Source organism: Picosynechococcus sp. NKBG15041c, assembly GCF_055380235.1.
This window is the reverse complement of the sequence record NZ_AP040363.1, coordinates 2,352,995-2,371,211: the sequence shown is the minus strand read 5'-3', so window position 1 is coordinate 2,371,211 and position 18,217 is coordinate 2,352,995. Positions and strand designations below refer to the sequence as shown.

At 50.4% G+C, this 18,217-nt stretch carries 16 protein-coding genes; 11 read left to right on the top strand and 5 right to left on the bottom strand.

Features of this window, described 5'->3' with window-relative positions:
* The first annotated feature begins 204 nt into the window (after window positions 1-204).
* The 5 genes from trmD (at window position 205) to ACZ45B_RS11375 (ending at window position 5,252) form a co-directional block, all read left to right on the top strand.
* Window positions 205-921: a tRNA (guanosine(37)-N1)-methyltransferase TrmD gene (trmD, locus tag ACZ45B_RS11395; RefSeq protein WP_024545123.1), complete on the top strand. Its 717-nt coding sequence runs from the start codon at window positions 205-207 to the stop codon at window positions 919-921.
* Window positions 911-1,708, top strand: coding sequence for a hypothetical protein (locus ACZ45B_RS11390; protein WP_038027784.1), 798 nt, complete (start codon window positions 911-913; stop codon window positions 1,706-1,708). Before trmD ends, ACZ45B_RS11390 begins: the two co-directional genes overlap by 11 nt.
* Before the next feature lie 134 nt (window positions 1,709-1,842).
* Complete coding sequence (locus ACZ45B_RS11385; protein ID WP_236612402.1) at window positions 1,843-4,113, top strand: HD family phosphohydrolase; 2,271 nt, start codon at window positions 1,843-1,845, stop codon at window positions 4,111-4,113.
* Window positions 4,114-4,185: 72 nt separating this feature from the next.
* Window positions 4,186-4,941: an MBL fold metallo-hydrolase gene (locus ACZ45B_RS11380; RefSeq protein ID WP_024545120.1), complete on the top strand. Its 756-nt coding sequence runs from the start codon at window positions 4,186-4,188 to the stop codon at window positions 4,939-4,941.
* A gap of 80 nt (window positions 4,942-5,021) precedes the next feature.
* On the top strand, window positions 5,022-5,252 hold the full coding sequence (locus tag ACZ45B_RS11375) for a DUF3134 domain-containing protein (RefSeq protein ID WP_024545119.1): 231 nt from the start codon (window positions 5,022-5,024) through the stop codon (window positions 5,250-5,252).
* On the opposite strand, the gene ACZ45B_RS11370 is transcribed toward ACZ45B_RS11375, so the two are convergent.
* The 4 genes from ACZ45B_RS11370 to ACZ45B_RS11355 form a co-directional block, all read right to left on the bottom strand.
* Entirely contained in the window at window positions 5,249-5,395 is a 147-nt protein-coding gene (locus ACZ45B_RS11370) for a hypothetical protein (protein WP_158505975.1), read from the bottom strand. The two genes, ACZ45B_RS11375 and ACZ45B_RS11370, sit on opposite strands and share 4 nt — an antisense overlap.
* Window positions 5,396-5,591: 196 nt before the next feature.
* Complete coding sequence (locus ACZ45B_RS11365) at window positions 5,592-6,560, bottom strand: glutathione S-transferase family protein (RefSeq protein WP_024545118.1); 969 nt, start codon at window positions 6,558-6,560, stop codon at window positions 5,592-5,594.
* A gap of 8 nt (window positions 6,561-6,568) precedes the next feature.
* Window positions 6,569-7,591 (bottom strand): DUF2325 domain-containing protein, encoded by a 1,023-nt coding sequence (locus ACZ45B_RS11360; protein ID WP_024545117.1) that lies wholly within the window; start codon window positions 7,589-7,591, stop codon window positions 6,569-6,571.
* Between the two features lie 42 nt (window positions 7,592-7,633).
* Window positions 7,634-9,046, bottom strand: coding sequence for a slr1306 family protein (locus tag ACZ45B_RS11355; RefSeq protein ID WP_024545116.1), 1,413 nt, complete (start codon window positions 9,044-9,046; stop codon window positions 7,634-7,636).
* Window positions 9,047-9,235: 189 nt separating this feature from the next.
* On the opposite strand from ACZ45B_RS11355, the gene ispE reads away from it, so the two are divergent.
* The 4 genes from ispE (at window position 9,236) to dnaK (ending at window position 14,008) form a co-directional block, all read left to right on the top strand.
* Complete coding sequence (ispE, locus tag ACZ45B_RS11350) at window positions 9,236-10,186, top strand: 4-(cytidine 5'-diphospho)-2-C-methyl-D-erythritol kinase (protein ID WP_024545115.1); 951 nt, start codon at window positions 9,236-9,238, stop codon at window positions 10,184-10,186.
* A gap of 137 nt (window positions 10,187-10,323) precedes the next feature.
* Window positions 10,324-10,776: a DUF2214 family protein gene (locus ACZ45B_RS11345; protein WP_024545114.1), complete on the top strand. Its 453-nt coding sequence runs from the start codon at window positions 10,324-10,326 to the stop codon at window positions 10,774-10,776.
* A 131-nt stretch (window positions 10,777-10,907) separates the two neighbouring features.
* Complete coding sequence (ahr, locus tag ACZ45B_RS11340) at window positions 10,908-11,909, top strand: NADPH-dependent aldehyde reductase Ahr (protein ID WP_096418771.1); 1,002 nt, start codon at window positions 10,908-10,910, stop codon at window positions 11,907-11,909.
* A gap of 176 nt (window positions 11,910-12,085) precedes the next feature.
* The gene (gene dnaK, locus ACZ45B_RS11335) at window positions 12,086-14,008 is read left to right on the top strand and encodes a molecular chaperone DnaK (protein WP_024545113.1); all 1,923 of its coding nucleotides are present in this window, start codon (window positions 12,086-12,088) and stop codon (window positions 14,006-14,008) included.
* A 95-nt stretch (window positions 14,009-14,103) separates the two neighbouring features.
* Here the strand turns inward: dnaK and ACZ45B_RS11330 are convergent, their stop codons facing one another.
* On the bottom strand, window positions 14,104-15,666 hold the full coding sequence (locus ACZ45B_RS11330) for a hypothetical protein (RefSeq protein ID WP_024545112.1): 1,563 nt from the start codon (window positions 15,664-15,666) through the stop codon (window positions 14,104-14,106).
* An 88-nt stretch (window positions 15,667-15,754) separates the two neighbouring features.
* Here ACZ45B_RS11330 and ACZ45B_RS11325 point away from each other — a divergent pair, with 88 nt between their 5' ends.
* On the top strand, window positions 15,755-16,225 hold the full coding sequence (locus ACZ45B_RS11325; protein ID WP_024545111.1) for a helix-turn-helix domain-containing protein: 471 nt from the start codon (window positions 15,755-15,757) through the stop codon (window positions 16,223-16,225).
* 124 nt (window positions 16,226-16,349) lie between these two features.
* Entirely contained in the window at window positions 16,350-18,158 is a 1,809-nt protein-coding gene (gene lepA, locus ACZ45B_RS11320; protein WP_024545110.1) for a translation elongation factor 4, read from the top strand.
* Window positions 18,159-18,217 lie beyond the last annotated feature (59 nt).

Genomic DNA, 18,217 nt, shown 5'->3' with positions numbered 1-18,217 from the left:
GAAAAAATTCTAGATCCGTTTGTGTTGGATCGGGTGACTAGTTGGCCCGAGCCAGCGACCAGATTTCTACGGTCTGAACCCTTACCCAAAAAACCAGAGAAATCCAGAAAAATCCCCCCAATTATTGCATAGTCCTTGTCATTCTCAAATTCACTGATTATCCTTCTTTAGGTCAAAAAATCATCACTTTACCTCCTTTTTTCCATGGCTTTACATTTCGATCTCGTGACCCTTTTTCCAGACTTTTTTACCTCTCCCCTCCAGTCTGGCCTACTAGGGAAAGCCCTGGGGAAAGGCGTTGCTACGGTCAGTTTTACTAATCCGCGCGATTTCACCACAGACAAACACCGCAGCGTTGATGACGAACCCTATGGTGGCGGAGCTGGCATGCTCTTAAAACCAGAACCCCTGTTTGCCGCAGTAGAATCTTTGCCCATACAACCCAAGCGAGAAATTATTTTAATGACCCCCCAGGGGGAGCGGTTAGATCAACAGCTTTTAGCCGAATTAACAACCTATGACCAATTGGTTTTGATCTGTGGTCACTATGAGGGGGTAGATGAACGGGTGCGGGAACATTTAGTGACGCGGGAAATATCCTTGGGGGATTTTGTTTTAACCTGCGGTGAAATTCCCGCCCTCACATTACTCAATGGCATTATTCGTCTGTTGCCAGGGACAGTGGGCAAGGAGGCGTCCCTAAGAGCCGATAGTTTTCAGTTGCCGCTACTTGACTATCCGCAATATACTCGTCCAGCGACATTCCGGGGTTGGGAGGTGCCAGAGGTACTCCGGTCCGGCAATCATCAAAAAATCGCGGCCTGGCGTTTGGCGCAACAGGTGAGTCGCACCAAAGCGCGGCGGCCAGATCTATGGGAAGCTTGGCAACGCTCCCAGGGAGGAAAAGGGGATGATTGTTAGTTTGTATCACCGCCTATTGGGTATTCAGCTGGCGATCGCCTGGCATTTTGATCAAGAGTCCACTGCGCCATTAAAACTTGAGATGGAAACCTTGCTGGCACAGTTCTGTCAGCGAGGGGAAGTGGGCAATTGGGAACCCACATGGACGGCGGATCCCTTGGCCAATGGGTTTTTGTTGCTGCCAGTCTTTTTATTCTTCCACGAAGATCCTGATTATTTGGGCGATCGCCTCAGCGCCTTTGCCTTACCCGCAACGCAGCAGGACATTATCTTCGACTTGGCGCAGCTCATCAGTGGCTGCCTCCGGGAAAAGTTTACCAGTGATCATTGGGTAGATCAAGTGATCCAATCTACTCGGTTTGGCCCAGGTTTCCGGGATTGTTTGCGCCAGGGGCAGACCTGGCATGGTTACCAAAAAGCAGTGCAAACTTTGGGAGAACCAGAGGAGATGCAAGGGCTTCTGCTGATTTGTGGGGCGATCGCCAAGGGCTATTGTCGCTGGCCAGAGGCGTTAGCCCTGGCCCAATCGAGTCCTGCTGTCGTGCGATTATGGGTAGCCATCTTGCTGGGGGCACTCCGGGGCGATCGCCATTTTCCCTTGCTTCTATCCCGTGACCATAACCGCCGGGAGATCAGTACACAGGTCTTGGAATTTTGGAGCCGTTGGTCAGGACTTCCGCTAAAAAATCAGTTACAGTTGGATCAGTTGCCACTCATTGCGAGTCAGTCCGTTCTGCAATATCGTCCCCAACTTCAACTTATCTCCCAGTGCCATTCTGTTAAATAGCGTGCGACCCTTTTTGAAATTTGCCGCGACGGGCCAGCATCTGGTTAATTATTTTCCCTAACTTGCATATGAATTTTTGGTTGAATTCAAAACGAGATCAAGACTCTCTGTCATCGTCTTCCCGCACAGTTCCCATGTCAATCCTGGCAGTCATTGCGGTGGTCTCGCTGACGGGGGTCACTGGCGATCGCTTTTACAATCAGCCCCAGCTCGCCGTAGATACAATTGCCCCGAGAACGATCATTGCCCCCGCAGATGGCGAATTTGAAGATACAAAAACCACCGAAGCAAAACGCCAAGAAATTCGCAAAGGAGCAATCCCGAGCCTAAAGCGTGATCCTGAAGTGACCCCAGTGATCAAAGAAAATCTCAAAAAAATTCTTGACAGTATCAGTAATATTCGCAGTGTTGCCGGGGAGTTCCCCTTCCTCGAACCCTCCATTCTCTCCTTGCCCAGCCAAGCCACTCTCCGCCAAAGCGACCGCGAGCAATGGGAGGAAATTGTCCGTGTTACTGACCAGTTCGCCGAAACACCACTCCCTCCCCTAGAGAGCCTCCTCCCGGATGATCCAAGCCTTGTAACGCCTCTCCGGGAACTTTATACCTATGCTGGGGAGGCGTCTCCCCAGGCAGTGCAGGATGTGATGACCCAGGTTATGGTCGCCCGGGCGGGCTATCAACAGGCGATCGCCGAATCCCAAACCACCTTTGATACGGAGCTTTTCCAAACCCACCAAACCACCCTCCTCCGTCTGTCCGATGGTGACTGGGAACAGATTCGCCGCAATATTCTCCAGGCGGGCGATCGTATCTTGACCCAAGGTATTCCCCAAGGGGTTTCTCAGAGCCTTTTACAAGAGACCATCCAGGCCCAGTTAGAAAATGAAGACATTGGCCGCTCTTTTAGCATTGAAGTGCTTACCCAAACCCTGCGTCCCAATCTCATTGAAGACCGTGATGAAACAAAACGCCGTTCAGAACAGGCCGCCCTTGCCGTAGAACCAGTCATTGTTAGTGTCAGTGATGGAGATATCATCGTCGCAAAAGGCGAACAAATCGATCAAGCAACATTTGTTTTGCTCGACGGCTTTAACTTGAGCAATCGCCAAATCAATTGGCTCGGCCTTGGGAGTTATGGTCTGCTGATCAGCGGTGCTGTCGGCCTTGTCGTCTTCATCACTCTCAAAACCCAAAAATCTCCCCGACGCCGGGATTGGATTTTACTCCTCTGCATTAGTCTAAGCACACCGGTCCTGGCGCTCGTCAAGTTTCCCTATAACAACAACCTCCCCGCCGTCGGTCTACTGACTAGTAGCCTGTATCATCCCCACATTGCCGTCACCCAAGTGATTTTGCTCTCCAGCATTACAGGCATCAGTCAGGAAGATATTCAATGGGATCAACTCGTTGCGGCCACCATTGGGGGGTTAATTGCGGCCCAGATGGGTGGCCATCTCCGTTCCCGAGAAGAACAGGCAACCCTGGGTTTGCGGGTTGGCTTTGTGCAAACTATCATCAGCCTTGCTTGGAATCTCGGCAGCAGTGCTAGTGCTGATACCATCTGGTATATTCTTTTGCCAGAAGCTGCTCTGTTTGGCCTCTCAGGCACCGTCTGGATCATTGTGGCTTTAGGGCTTTCTCCCTACCTTGAAAGCCTGTTTGAGCTGTTGACTCCCATCCGCCTTGCTGAACTGTCTAACCCCAACCGTCCCCTCCTGACAAAGCTGGCGAATGAAACCCCCGGGACGTTTCAACACACACTGTTCGTTGCCTCCCTCGCCGAGGCTGCTGGTCGCAAACTCAATTGCAATGTGGAGTTGATTCGAGCCGGAACCCTGTACCATGACATTGGCAAAACCCATGACCCCCAAGGTTTTATCGAAAATCAACAGGGAACTCCCAACAAGCATGATCACCTCAATCCCTACGAAAGTGCGGAGATTATCCGCAAACACGTGACGGAAGGGATCAAAATGGCCAAAAAACATAAGCTGCCTAAGGCGATCCGAGATTTTATCCCAGAGCACCAGGGGACGATGCAAATTTCTTATTTTTACCACCGGGCCCGGGCGATCGCCGAAGAGGAAGGAAAATCCCCCGATAGTGTCGATGAAAGTCAGTTCCGCTATGAAGGCCCCATTCCCCAATCGCGAGAAACGGGCATTGTAATGCTAGCCGACAGTTGTGAAGCGGCCCTGCGGTCGCTCAAGGAAGCCACCCCTGCCCAGGCTGTTATTATGGTCAATCGCATCTTTCGGGCGCGTCTACAGGATGGACAACTGGCAGAATCTGGCATTAGCCGGAATGAACTCAATGCCATTGCCAATGTGTTTGTGGAGGTATGGGCACAGTACAACCATAAGCGGATCTCCTATCCCCAGGCCGCCCTCGAACCACGCCGTTAATGCCCGGGGTTAGTTATCCCTCTGGGGCCGCAATTTAGTTAAGATTTGTAAAAGAGCGCTTCTAGGTGATCCATGGAACTGACATACCTCGATAGTAATAGCTGGCTGATTGTGATCGCTGGCAAACGGATTCTCCTTGACCCTTGGCTAGTGGGCTCTTTGACCTTTGGCAATACCCCCTGGCTCTTTAAGGGCGATCGCCCCCAGGACCGATCAATTCCGGAAAATGTTGACTTGATTCTCTTATCCCAAGGTCTCCCAGACCACGCCCATCCGCCTACCCTACGCCACCTCGACCAAAGCTTACCCGTTGTGGCCTCACCCAATGGGGCAAAAGTTGTCCAGGCGATCGGTTACCAGACCATTCACACCCTCAACCATAACCAAAAAATCACATTTGATCAGCTCGAAATCTTAGCCCTAAAAGGCTCCCCTGTGGGGCCAACCACCTTTGAGAATGGCTATTTGCTGAAAGATCTCAGCACTGGCCACAGCCTCTATTACGAACCCCATGGTTACCATTGGCCAAGCCTGAAGCAATATGCCCCCATCGATGTGCTTGTGACCCCCCTAATTAATCTCACCCTGCCCTTGCTCGGCCCTGTTATCAAAGGCCAGGCCAGTGCCCTCCAAGCCTGTGAGTGGCTCAAGCCCAAAGTCGTTTTACCCACCGCAGCTGGAGGGGATGTGAGTTTTGAAGGAATTGTGATGAAATTTCTCAAGCCCCAGGGCACTGTCGCGGATTTTGAGGCAATGCTCCACCAAAAACAGCCTGATACTTCGGTTTTAGAACCAGTGTCTGGCCAGGCTTATCCCCTCTTGGTCTAGGACGAAAGAGCCCCGGTGATTTTCCGGTGATAGGTTATACTAAAAAACTGCCCACATTCCGATATTGATTCGCCTGAGATATGAAAAACCCTTCTTTGCGCCAAGAGCCCCGATATGCGCCTGCTTCTGTGATTGCCCTAGAGCAAAAGACATCATTACTAGAATGGCTAGAAGAGAATGGACGGATTATCTATCGTGAGAAAAAAGAAGATTTCATTGATGACATGATCGATGATCAAGACCTTTCTGAACTCATGGATGATGACGGCTTTGAAGAAGAGGATGATGATGATGCGGCAGACCTCGATTAGAGCCTAAGCCAGCTTTCGGTCGGGAGACTGCCGTTAATCAAGCCAAACAAATGTAAGCAGTGGTGAACGACCCGACGACGTGCTTCGCTTAGCCATAGAGTGCGGCTCCCTAATTCCATGGGAACGGAAACCGCATCCACCATAAAACTGACGTTTTGCTGGGTTGTCCTGTTTCATGCCCTCTACAGGCAGTATTGCTCCCAACGACCATATCCGCAAACCTTCATTTCTGAGATTGATTGCCCCATTGATATTCTGTAAAAAGTCCACATCTAGACTGTGGTTTTTTTTGTTGAGCGCAATTAATTAATCCCCAGGTAAAAATCTGTATTGCTGGGCTCAACCGCGATGATGGGGAATGGTCAATTCAGTGATATCAAAACCAATGGGAATAATGCCACCGGGGTTGAGGGGGAAAAGGGACTGGTAATATTCCCGGTGAATGGTCTGGAGGGGACAGGTGGCAGCAATGCCTGACTGTTGGTAAATGTCACGCACATAGCCCCAGAGGTTTTCATAATCGCGAATGCGGCGGCGATCGCATTTGAACAGGCCATGGTAAACCAGATCGAAACGAATCAGCGTCGTAAACAGGCGTACATCGCAGAGGGTGAGCTGGTCGCCCAACAGATAACGGCGATCGCCGAGTTGCTTTTCTAGCAAATCTAAAGTGGCAAATAGTTCTGTTACCCCTTGGTCATAGGCCGCTTGGGTGCGGGCAAAACCGCAGCGATATACGCCATTATTCACCGTGCGATAGATCAGTTCATTGAGGCGATCGCCCTCCCCACGTAGATGGGCTGGGTATAAATCACGGTCTGGGTATTTTGCCCATAGGTTAAAGGCCTCGTTCAGCATGACGATGATTTCGGCACTTTCATTATTGACGATTTGTTTGTTTTGACAATCCCATAGCACTGGCACAGAATAGCGCCCGGTGTAATCTGGTTGGCCCAGGCGATAAAGTTCCTGCATACTGCGGCAACCCGTTGGATCGTTTTCAAGGCGCCAGCCCCCCACCGACAGGTCGGCGATCGCCACCTTGAGATCAATGCAGTCTTCGAGGCCTTTCAGCACGTGGGTGATGACTGTGCGATGGGCCCAGGGACAGATTAAGCCAACATACAGGCGATATCGATGGGGCGCTGCCGGAAAGGTCTCTGTACCAATCTGCTGCCGAAATTGACTGTCTACCCGTTGGAAATTTCCTGAGCGATCGCCCGGGGCTAACTGGGCCATCATGGTGCGCCAAAGCGTTTGCCAAACCAATTGAGCCGTTTGGATGAGAATCTTAGGGGGGACTGCCATGGGATTGATTATTTATTCCACAGTTGCGCCAGTTGTTGGGTTTTCAAGCCTGCTTCGATGGCTTCTAGTACCCTAGTCATGCCAGTGGTGTTGATAATTTCATATCTTTTGTCAACTTTTTTGCAGGCTTCCATGGCTCGCTCCGTCATGGAGTGGCTCGCATAGCCAGTGATAATCAAGATCAAATCTGCGCTACTGACCTGGGTCTCCCCCTGGGCCGAAAGCTGTAAGCCATCTTGTTCGCTGTACCAGAGCAATTCTACTTGGGAACCCCGGAGACGATTTTTAACGGCGGTCTGGAGGCGATCGTGCCCACCAAAAACGATCACTTTTCCTGCTAAATCAATATAGAGTTCCGGCCGCTTATCCGATTTACGGTGACGCGATTTAGGCTGGATATTGGGGTGATGGTCAGTGCGGGAACGATTTTCAAGGGCTTTGTTGTAGATAAAATTTAAGGTCTGCTCGTGGGTTCCCCGCAAACGGGCCACAGGGCCTTCTTCGCTATGTTCATTGATTTGATTAATGAGGGCATCAACGACCTCTTCGAGGGCACCGATGTCTTTGAGATCTTCGATGTAACCACGAATGGCGATCGCCGCATCGGTAGCACTAAAAAAGTCTTGCTGTTCAAAAATCATATCTAGGAGATCATCCCGCAGATCTGATTGCCATTTCTGGACTTTTTCTCGTACCTTTTCTTCTAAAAGTCTTTCTTCCCGGAGTACAAGTTGAGCATCAACAATTTCCGCTGCTCTTTCGGGAATTTCAGCAATTTCACGGCGAATATCTTCGGCTTTTTCTTGTAATTGTTGAATTATTTCGGCATGGTGATATCCTTCAGCCCGGTAGGTACTAATCATTTCTTCTACTTTTTTTAGGAGAGGATTTAACTTCGCTTCCCGTTGACGCACAATTTCTTGATATTGCTCATCCCGCTGTTGCTGAAGTTTTTGTTCTTCTAGGTGGGTTTTCGCCGCTGAGAGTAAATTTTCGACAGATGCTTCTAAGTTTTCAAGTTCGATATCCATATGATTTTTATGACTTTGGGGGTAACTATAGATCTTAAGACCTTAGCCAGTGGTTTGGGGGGAAAGGCGCTGCCAAGTTCCTTTGACGAAGTTGCCGAAAAACTGGGAGCGTTGATTTTGTTCGAAAACAGTTTTTAAAATATGGCCAAGTTTTTCGAAATTCAGAGGTTCATTTTGAGTTTGGGGGAGCTGTTCTTGGAAATATTGGATCAAACTCAGCCCGGCGATGTGGGTTAAGTAGGCGGCGCTCACGCCTTGAATGGTTCCCCCGGCGATATAGGTAATGGCGTTGGTTTTCAGAACGCCACCGACGGCTTGGGTCGAAAGCTCAACGAGGCCCAGTTGAATCATTTGTTTACCGAGGGCGGTGGCGATCGCCTGGGCTTGACCAAAGGAAAGACGCTGGTGGTAAATCGCTCCCAAATCCATAATCATTTGTCCAGTAACGGCGGCGGTGGCGAGAAGGTCTAACGCCGCAACCGGGTTTGCAAAGGTCGTTCCAGCGGCGAGCCACTGGTATTTTTCGAGGATAGGTAAGGCTTTTGTCCGGCGGTACTGGTTGAGGGCGGCCTTGGCATTATGCTGGGTCAGCCTCGCGGTACGCCAAATGGTTGACCAACGGAGTTGTTGCTGTATCTCAGGATTATCGAGGAGAGTTTTGAGTTGTACGTGAAGGTGGTCTAGATCGGGGGCAGGCTGCTCAAAATGTTCAATGGTGGTGCCATCAGCTTGGATTTTTTTCACTTTCACCACCTGGGGTGCCGCCGCAATTGGGAGGATATGGCTGGGGGCGATCGCCGTTTGGCAGTGATGGCGCAGTTGATTGAGGATCAATTCCCGTTGTTCTGGTTGGTATTGATCTTGCTTATTAAAAGCGAGGAGGATTTTTTGACGGGCATGGTGCCAATGGTTGAGGAGTTGCCACTGGGAGGCCATCAGATCCCCTGTCACTAGAAAAATAACCAGATCGGCAGCAAAAACTTGATTTTGGGCCTGTTGGTCATAGGCCGCCAGATCCGTAAAGAGGGGTGGTGTTTCTTGAAAAGTGCAATGGGCGAGTTTGCGGTCTTGGCATTGTTTTAGCAGGGTGGTTTTGCCGACCCCCCGGCCGCCGGTGATGACGATATTGAAGTGGTCTTGTTGGAATTCTTGGCTGAGGTCTGTGAGGATTTGCTGAAAGTTGCTGAAATCTTGATCCGGCGCTTCCTGCTGCAAGGCATTCACCCAGGTTTGGGCGGTGGCGATCGCCTGGTCTACATCGGCTTTTTTCAGAGGATTTTTCGGATTATCCCGGGGTTGGGGGGGCTGTTTTTTCTGCCAGAGCATCACACCGCCCCAGGCGATCGCCCCCCAGAAGAGCCATTCCCCCAGGTCAAAAACAGAGACCTGCCAATGGCCCAAAATCGCCAAAAATAAAGCCAAACCTAAGCCACCAACCAGAATGGGTTTCTGCATTACTTTTACCCCGCCACATTCAAAAACTCGTTTCCTTATGCTACTGCGAAAGGTGCTGGCCCTTAAGGAAGGCAGGCGATCGCACTCATTCTTTAAAGAAATATTAAGCATAGTGGTCGAGGCCCAAAGATTTCCCAAAAACTAACGGAACCCGGATAATAGGGTCGGTCTCTTGCTTGGTATTGTGCGATGTCTGCCTATCTCCTGACTGCCCCTGCAAAAATTAATCTCTATCTAGAAATTTTGGGCGATCGCCCCGATGGTTTTCACGAGTTGGTGATGGTGATGCAAACCATTGACCTCTGCGATCGCATTGAAGTGCGCCAAAATCGCAGTGGCGAGATCAACCTCTATTGCCAACACCCAGAAGTACCCCTCACCGAAAATAATATTGCCTACCGTGCAGCCCAACTCATGATGGGCCAGTTCGCCGACATTTATGGGGAAATTGCTGGGGGCGTCGACATCACCATCGAGAAAAATATTCCCGTGGCGGCAGGTCTTGCCGGGGGATCCACAGATGGGGCGGCGGTGCTGGTAGGCTTAAATTTGCTTTGGGATCTGGGCCTGACCCAGCCAGAATTACAAGAATTAGCGGCGGCATTGGGTTCCGATGTGCCCTTCTGTATTGGCGGCGGCACGGCGATCGCCACCGGGCGCGGTGAAATTTTAGACCCCATTACTGACCTCGATGGCATTCCCATTGTCCTGGCGAAATACCGCAATATCGCCGTTTCTACCCCCTGGGCCTACCAGACCTACCGCGAACAGTTTGGCAATGGCTACATCCGGGATGCTGCCGGTTGGCAGACCCGCATGAAACAACTCCATTCTGGTGGCCTCATCCAAGCAATTCAGAAACAAGACCGCCAGGCGATCGCCAAAGAACTCTACAACGATCTCGAAAAAGTGGTGCTCCCCGCATTTCCCAAAGTACAACAACTGCGGGATTGCTTTGCCAACCATGGGGCGATCGGCACAATGATGTCTGGCTCTGGTCCTAGTGTTTTTGCGATCTGTGAGAGCCGTGACCAAGCCGAAGCACTCAAGCATCAAGTGGCCCAAGAACTCAACGATGCTGACCTCGAACTCTGGGTCACCCAGATCGCTAGCCCTGGCATTCAAGCAGAAATTCGTTAGGCGATCGCCGCCAAACCCCCTCTACGAAAAAACGGCCTAAAATAACCCAAGGGTGATTAACTACCATTGAGTCCCCTTATTTTTTCATTTCCCTTCATTCGCTTAAGATCTATCAATCCATCTATCAATTCGAAGCCATGATCACCAGTGCGATCGTCGCCTACCTCCACTATCTCGGCCTGATGCTCAGTTTTGCGGCCCTGTTTGTGGAAGCTCTCTTTTTTAAGAAAGATATCTCCCTCAAGGAAGCAAAACTTGTAGGTATTGCCGATGGTGTCTATGGCCTTGCTGCGAGCACGATCCTTGTGACAGGCATTCTGCGGGTGCTCTATTTCGGCAAAGGTTCCGCCTACTATCTCAACAACACTCTTTTTTGGGTGAAAATCGCTATCTTCATCGTCGTGGGCCTACTTTCCCTTTATCCCACGGTCACATTCATTTTCTGGTGGGTGAAAGACCTGATAAAAGATCAAGTCCTGGCCATTTCTGAAGTGCAACACACTTTGATTACTTGGTCAATTCGTGCTGAATTGTTGGGTTTCTGCCTCATCCCTTTAATGGCTGCCCTGATGGCCCGGATCAGCGTTTAGCTGCTTATCAAAGAAAGACCCAAGGCGATCTGCCTGCACTGACCTGTGGATTCAAGCGTCCTGACAACGACAACGAGAAAAAACTATGGCACACTCGGGGAGTAATCGTTCCCCACAAATTCCCAATGTCAATGATTAAAGCCTTTGCCGTCCACGAACCCATCGGTGATTTACAACCTTTTGAGTATGACCCCGGTGAGCTGATGCCGGATCAGGTGGAGATTGACGTAAAATACTGCGGCATTTGTCACAGTGACCTCAGTATGATTGCGAATGAATGGGGGACGACGCAGTATCCCCTTGTCCCTGGTCACGAAGTTGTAGGGGCGATCGCCAAAGTTGGAAAAAACGTAAAAAATCTTAGCGTTGGGCAAGTTGTCGGTCTCGGTTGGCACGCTGGCTATTGCAATAACTGCCCCCAATGTACAACGGGCGATCAAAATCTCTGCGCCACGGCCCAAGGCACCATTGTCGGTCACCATGGCGGTTTTGCAGAAAAAGTCCGGGCAGCAGCCAATAGTGTTGTACCGATTCCCGAAGGCATTGATCTAGAAGCTGCTGGCCCCCTCTTTTGTGGCGGGATTACTGTTTTTAATCCCCTCGTCCAATATGGCATTGAACCCACTTCAAAGGTCGCCGTCATCGGGATTGGTGGCTTGGGCCATATGGCGGTGCAGTTCCTCAATGCCTGGGGTTGTGAAGTGACGGCCTTTACTTCCAGCGAAGCAAAAATCCAAGAAGCCCTCGAACTCGGTGCTCACCATACCCTTAATTCTCGTGATCCAGAGGCGATCGCCGCCGCTGCAGGTCAGTTTGATCTGATTATTTCGACTGTCAATGTCAAACTCGATTGGAATCACTACCTCAGCACCCTGAAGCCCCGGGGTCGCTTGCATTTTGTTGGCGCAACCCTAGATCCCCTCGATATCAATGTCTTTGCCCTCATTATGCAACAGCGTTCGATCTCTGGTTCCCCCGTCGGTAGCCCCGCCACCATAGCAAAAATGTTGGAATTCGCTAAACTGCACCATATTCAGCCCAAAATCGAGACGTTTAAGTTTGCAGACGTCAACAAGGCGATCGCCCGCCTCAAAAGTGGCGCTGCCCATTACCGGATTGTGCTTTGCCATTAAGCCGGTGTCTGGCCCAAAACCGCCCCCACAGGTTCGGAAACCTACACTATTAAAATCCCTAGATCACACAGCACTATAGATGTAGTTACATGCACGAATCTAGCTGAACTAGTCGTCATAGTCGAACTACTATTTGAAAGTCTTATTTAATCGCTGATCTTTGGAGTCACATTGCCATGGGAAAAGTTGTCGGTATTGACCTCGGAACCACCAACTCCTGCGTATCCGTAATGGAAGGCGGCAAGCCCACCGTTATCGCTAACGCAGAAGGATTTAGAACAACCCCCTCCGTTGTTGCCTACGCGAAAAATGGCGACCTCCTCGTTGGACAAATTGCCAAGCGTCAAGCCGTGATGAACCCCGGCAACACCTTTTCTTCCGTGAAACGTTTCATCGGACGTAAGCACAGTGAAGTCAGCAACGAATCCACAGAAGTCGCCTACGTTGTCGAAAGAGATAGTAGCGGCAACGTCAAAATCGACTGCCCCGCTAAAGAGAAAAAGTTCGCCCCCGAAGAAATCTCAGCCCAAGTCCTCCGGAAATTAATCGAGGATGCGAGCAAGTACCTCGGTGAACCCGTTACCCAAGCCGTCATCACTGTTCCTGCTTACTTTAACGACTCCCAGCGACAGGCTACCAAAGACGCCGGGAAAATCGCTGGGGTTGAAGTGCTGCGGATCATCAATGAACCAACTGCCGCTTCCCTCGCCTATGGTTTAGACAAAAAGAGTAACGAGACGATCCTCGTCTTTGACCTTGGGGGTGGCACTTTCGATGTGTCGATCCTTGAAGTGGGTGATGGTGTGTTTGAAGTGCTGGCAACCTCCGGAGACCCGCACCTCGGTGGTGATGACTTCGACAAGAAAATTGTCGACTTCCTCGCCGATGAATTCCAACGGACGGAAGGCATTGACCTCCGTAAGGACAAGCAGGCGCTCCAACGGCTCACTGAAGCAGCAGAAAAAGCCAAAATTGAGCTGTCCAATGTGACCCAAGCGGATATCAACCTCCCCTTCATTACTGCAACCCAAGATGGCCCTAAGCACCTTGATATGGGCTTGACCCGGGCGAAGTTTGAAGAGCTCTGCGCAGACCTAATTGATCGCTGCCGGATTCCGGTTGAGAATGCGCTCCGTGACGCGAAGCTCGACAAGTCGGCGATCGACGAAGTTGTTCTCGTGGGGGGATCTACGCGGATTCCTGCAGTTCAAGATGTCGTTGAGCGGGTTTTAGGGAAAAAACCCAACCAAACCGTGAACCCCGATGAAGTAGTGGCGATCGGTGCCGCAATCCAAGGCGGGATCCTCGCCGGGGAAGTCAAGGACATTCTGCTCCTCGACGTTACACCTCTATCCCTTGGTGTAGAAACCCTCGGTGGTGTGATGACGAAGATTATCCCCAGAAATACCACCATCCCCACCAAAAAATCCGAAGTCTTCTCGACAGCCGTTGATGGTCAAACCAACGTGGAAATTCACGTTCTCCAAGGGGAACGGGAAATGTCGAAGGACAACAAGAGTCTCGGAACTTTCCGCCTCGACGGGATTCCTGCTGCCCCCCGTGGTATTCCCCAGATCGAAGTTACCTTTGATATTGATGCTAACGGGATTCTAAGCGTCACCGCGAAGGATAAAGGCACCGGCAAAGAGCAATCTATCAGCATCACAGGTGCTTCGACATTACCTGATGATGAAGTGGATCGGATGGTCAGAGAAGCGGAAGCGAATGCTTCTGCAGATAAGGAACGCCGTGAAAAAATTGACCGCAAGAACCAAGCAGATTCCCTCGTTTACCAAGCAGAGAAGCAGTTAGAGGAACTCGGTGATAAAGTTCCCGCTGACGAAAAGAGCAAAGCAGATCAGATGATCAAAGATCTCAAGGAAGCGGTAGCTCAGGAAAACGATGAAAAAATTTCCACCCTGATGCCCGAACTGCAACAGTTGCTCTACACCATTGGTAGCAACATTTATCAACAGGCAGGTGGTGATCCTTCTGCGGCAGGGTTTGACCCCAATGCTGCGGCAGGTGGCCCGACCCCTGGTAGCGCCAATGACGGTGGTGATGATGTGATAGATGCTGAGTTCTCTGAAACCAAGTAATTAACACCAGGCCAACCACCCACCAGGGTTGGACGGCATAAATTAGATAAGCTGTGAGGGTAAGGTATCTTACCCTCTTTTTTTGTGCCCCTAGTCTAATGGACTATCTGCCGTAAAGTGCGGGTTTGTTCAAGGATCTCTTCCACATCTTCTTCCGAGAGGCGTTGAATATAATTAATTTTGATTTCCTCAAGGAGATCACTCAATAAAGACTCCATTCTTTCTAAGCTTTCTTTTGCCTGCATTTCTGTGGTCATGGTACGAGTAAACTGTGCAACGAGAGCATCAAACAATTCATCATAGATGGGATCTTCTTCCACAATAGTTTTTAGAATATCGGTTGTGATTTGATAAATTTGGTGAGAAATTTGAGTGGCTAATAGTGCTTTTAGATCTGCCATACCTGGGAGCACTTGGAAGTTTTGGTAAGCTGGCGACAGACTAATCACTTCTTCGATAGTATGTTTGATCAAGGCTTCCGCTGCGGGTTGAATTTGCGGTAAAACTTGATGGGTAAATAAATTCGCGATTAATTTAACCAATTCAACGGTTTCATTGGTGTCATTAATGTCGATGTACTGTCTATCGATAGTTTGAGAAAGAAGATTGGCAAATTCTCCTCGATGAATCGAGCCTTGAATCTGATTGATAATCCGAATAAAAACGATTTCAGTGATGTCTTCGGCAATGCTGGCAACGAAACCTTGACTGGCTTGCTTTTGGATGGCACTGAGATCAATGAGATCAGCTTGGTTGAGGCGAATCACAACGGGGAGGACCCGCAGCCAGCGCAACAGAGGAATCAAGAAGAAAATGTCATACCACCGCCAAAGCATGGCATCAAACCAACTGACACCAGTATGACGACGGCTAATATACCAACTGCGGGCTAAAAATTCCAGGAGAAAAATAAGGAAAAAGGGAAAGTCCAAAAGACCAAAGTTATCAACATAGCGGCCGTTTTCACCAATGGGCCGAAAATAATTTGTTTCGAGGAGAGGCTTAATTTCTCGCTCGTAAAAGTTGATTTCTTCGCGCCAGTCATTTTCTGTAAGGTATTCACTACTCCAAAATTGCTGAAAAGATTCTCGGGCAGAGGCATTGGTATCATCAAAAATGTGCCGGCGCATTCGATTTTTGATTTTTTCGAGGGTACCGGTTTTATTGGCAATTTCAAAGGGGTTGGTATCAACCATTTCTACGCTCAAGGTCCGCAATTCAGCCAAGATGGCTTCTTGTTCGGTGTTCAGGCGGTTGAGTTCGGTGCTGATTGTGTCTATTTCAGCTTCATTCGCGTCCAGAAGAGAGGGGGTGAGGCTATCAATTTGCTGACGATTGGCGAGCAGGTCTTCGACTCGCTGTAGGTAGTAGGCAGTGTCACGGTAGGGTTCGATGCCTTTTACCCAGTCATAGGCCGGGGTAATATTTACGGGTAGGATGCGCACGGGCTCGGCGGGAAATTTCCATTCATATCTCGCGATTCGGGCGTAGAATTGCACTCGACCTTGGAGCCAAAAGTTGCGAAGGGGAATATAGCTGAGGTCGAAGGCTACAAACACTAAGTTAACAGAGGCGAGGAGGGCCATCCCCCGTTCAAAGAGCAGACTCACGGGGCGACGCTTGGTCTGTTTTGATCGTTTGCGAGGGGTAATAGTCATGGTAAGTTGGGGGCGGTTTTTGGCGGTTTTTTAGGGGATTTTTGAGCGTTTCAGTCTATTTTATCGGCTTCTCTGGGGGGGACAGGGTATGAAATATCGGGTATGTCTTACCTCTGAGCAACGGGCAAGGCTCCAGGCGATCGCCCGGAATGGTCATCACCCAGCGAAAAAAATACTCCATGCCCGTATTTTACTGATGGCAGACCGGGCCCATCCTAAGGGCAATTGGCAGGATCAACAAATCGCCCAAGCCTTGGGCATTCACCCAAATACTGTGGGCCGCGTGCGCAAGCTGTTTGCCACTGAGGGAGAAACCTCAGCCCTGGGCCGCAAGTTGAGGCGATCGCCCCCCGTCAAACCCAAACTCGTCGGGGTAAAGGTAGAGCAGCTCTTGGCCCTCTATGCCGAAGCGCCCCCCGCTGGTCGCCGCTATTGGTCCCTGAGTCTTTTGGTGCAGGAGCTCGAAGCCCGGGGCATTGTCAAAAAAATTTGCCGGGAAACGGTACGTAATGCCCTCAAGGAGCAGGGGATTACCCTCAATCGCCGGAAACGGATCTGAATCCCCGCCACTATGGAAAAGCCGGGCGATCGCCTAATCTAACGCTTCAGGGGGTCAAATCCAGATGAAGGAGGCCGCCATTAGTTAAAATAAGTAAAGTTTTTCAAAAATTAGTGGATCCTCCATGACTGACGTTCCCGTCTCCCGTATTCGCAACTTCTCGATCATTGCCCACATCGACCATGGAAAATCGACCCTTGCTGACCGAATGCTGCAGGACACCCAAACCGTGGCCCAACGGGACATGAAAGAGCAGTTCCTCGACAACATGGAACTGGAGCGGGAACGGGGGATCACCATTAAACTCCAGGCGGCTCGGATGCGCTACGTCGCCAAGGACGGTGAAGAATATATTCTGAATCTGATTGATACGCCGGGTCACGTGGATTTTTCCTACGAAGTGTCACGATCGCTGGCCGCCTGCGAGGGGGCTTTACTCGTGGTCGATGCGTCCCAGGGGGTAGAGGCCCAAACCTTGGCCAACGTTTATCTCGCCCTCGATAACAACCTGGAAATTATCCCTGTCCTCAACAAAATTGACCTGCCTGGTGCAGAGCCGGAACGGGTCGCCGAAGAAATCGAAGAAGTGGTGGGTCTCGATTGCACCGATATCATCCAAGCTTCTGCCAAGCAGGGTCTCGGGATTGCCGATATCCTCGAGGCGATCGTCCAGCAGGTGCCGCCCCCAGCAGATACCTTGGATCAGCCTTTCCGGGCGCTAATTTTTGACAGCTATTACGATGCCTATCGGGGCGTTGTCGTTTACTTCCGGGTGATGGATGGCGAAGTGAAAAGAGGCGATAAGGTGCGTCTCATGGCCTCCGGTAAAGAATATGAAATTGATGAACTTGGCATTCTCGCTCCCAACCAAGTTAAAGTTGATTCCCTCCATGCTGGGGAAGTTGGTTATTTTGCCGCCGCGATTAAATCTGTCGAAGATGCTCGGGTCGGCGATACGATCACCTCTGCCGTCAAACCCGCCTCCGAACCGCTACCGGGCTACACCGAAGCCAAACCAATGGTATTCTGTGGTCTCTTTCCCACCGATGCGGACCAATATCCCGATCTCCGAGAAGCATTGGATAAACTGAAACTGAACGATGCGGCCCTCTCCTTCGAGCCGGAAACATCTAGTGCCATGGGCTTTGGTTTTCGCTGTGGCTTCCTGGGCCTGTTACACCTCGAAATTGTCCAGGAACGTCTAGAGCGAGAATACAACTTAGACCTAATTACGACGGCCCCCTCGGTGGTATATCGGGTCACAACCATCGATGGTCAGGTGATGGAAATTGATAATCCTAGCCAACTGCCTGACCCCCAAAAGCGGGAAAAAATCGAAGAGCCTTACATTCAGGTGGACATTATTACGCCAGAAGAGTTTGTCGGCACGATTATGGATCTGTGCCAGACGCGGCGGGGGGTCTTTAAGGACATGAAATATTTCACCGAAAGCCGCACCAATATCATCTATGAGTTGCCTTTGGCAGAAGTAGTCACGGACTTTTTTGACCAATTAAAATCCCGCACCCGGGGCTACGCCAGTATGGAATACCAATTGATCGGCTATCGGGTAGGCCAGTTAGTACGTCTCGATATCATGGTCAACAAAGATCCCGTCGATTCCCTGGCGATGATCGTTCACCGGGATAAGGCTTACCATGTGGGCCGGGCGATGGCCGAAAAGCTCAAGGAATTGATCCCCCGGCACCAGTTTAAGATCCCCATCCAGGCGGCGATCGGGGCAAAAATCATTGCCAGTGAACATATTCCAGCCCTGCGTAAGGATGTTTTGGCGAAGTGCTACGGTGGGGACATTTCCCGGAAGAAAAAGCTTCTCCAGAAACAGGCCAAGGGTAAAAAACGGATGAAGGCGATCGGGACAGTGGATGTGCCCCAGGAAGCATTTATGGCAGTGCTGAAGTTAGATCAATAAATGACATTATCGGCACGCTAGCTGCTGAAAAGCCCCACGGCAATTAATTGCCGTGGGGC

Excerpts from the sequence above, each read along its gene's own strand:
- ACZ45B_RS11345 (WP_024545114.1), top strand. The coding sequence starts at position 10,324 with ATGATCACCAGTGCGATCGTCGCCTACCTCCACTATCTCGGCCTGATG.
- ACZ45B_RS11325 (WP_024545111.1), top strand. The coding sequence starts at position 15,755 with ATGAAATATCGGGTATGTCTTACCTCTGAGCAACGGGCAAGGCTCCAG.
- ACZ45B_RS11370 (WP_158505975.1), bottom strand. The coding sequence starts at position 5,395 with ATGGTGGATGCGGTTTCCGTTCCCATGGAATTAGGGAGCCGCACTCTA.
- ACZ45B_RS11365 (WP_024545118.1), bottom strand. The coding sequence starts at position 6,560 with ATGGCAGTCCCCCCTAAGATTCTCATCCAAACGGCTCAATTGGTTTGG.
- trmD (WP_024545123.1), top strand. The coding sequence starts at position 205 with ATGGCTTTACATTTCGATCTCGTGACCCTTTTTCCAGACTTTTTTACC.
- ACZ45B_RS11380 (WP_024545120.1), top strand. The coding sequence starts at position 4,186 with ATGGAACTGACATACCTCGATAGTAATAGCTGGCTGATTGTGATCGCT.
- ACZ45B_RS11385 (WP_236612402.1), top strand. The coding sequence starts at position 1,843 with ATGTCAATCCTGGCAGTCATTGCGGTGGTCTCGCTGACGGGGGTCACT.
- ACZ45B_RS11355 (WP_024545116.1), bottom strand. The coding sequence starts at position 9,046 with ATGCAGAAACCCATTCTGGTTGGTGGCTTAGGTTTGGCTTTATTTTTG.
- ahr (WP_096418771.1), top strand. The coding sequence starts at position 10,908 with ATGATTAAAGCCTTTGCCGTCCACGAACCCATCGGTGATTTACAACCT.
- ispE (WP_024545115.1), top strand. The coding sequence starts at position 9,236 with ATGTCTGCCTATCTCCTGACTGCCCCTGCAAAAATTAATCTCTATCTA.
- ACZ45B_RS11360 (WP_024545117.1), bottom strand. The coding sequence starts at position 7,591 with ATGGATATCGAACTTGAAAACTTAGAAGCATCTGTCGAAAATTTACTC.
- ACZ45B_RS11330 (WP_024545112.1), bottom strand. The coding sequence starts at position 15,666 with ATGACTATTACCCCTCGCAAACGATCAAAACAGACCAAGCGTCGCCCC.
- ACZ45B_RS11375 (WP_024545119.1), top strand. The coding sequence starts at position 5,022 with ATGAAAAACCCTTCTTTGCGCCAAGAGCCCCGATATGCGCCTGCTTCT.
- dnaK (WP_024545113.1), top strand. The coding sequence starts at position 12,086 with ATGGGAAAAGTTGTCGGTATTGACCTCGGAACCACCAACTCCTGCGTA.
- lepA (WP_024545110.1), top strand. The coding sequence starts at position 16,350 with ATGACTGACGTTCCCGTCTCCCGTATTCGCAACTTCTCGATCATTGCC.
- ACZ45B_RS11390 (WP_038027784.1), top strand. The coding sequence starts at position 911 with ATGATTGTTAGTTTGTATCACCGCCTATTGGGTATTCAGCTGGCGATC.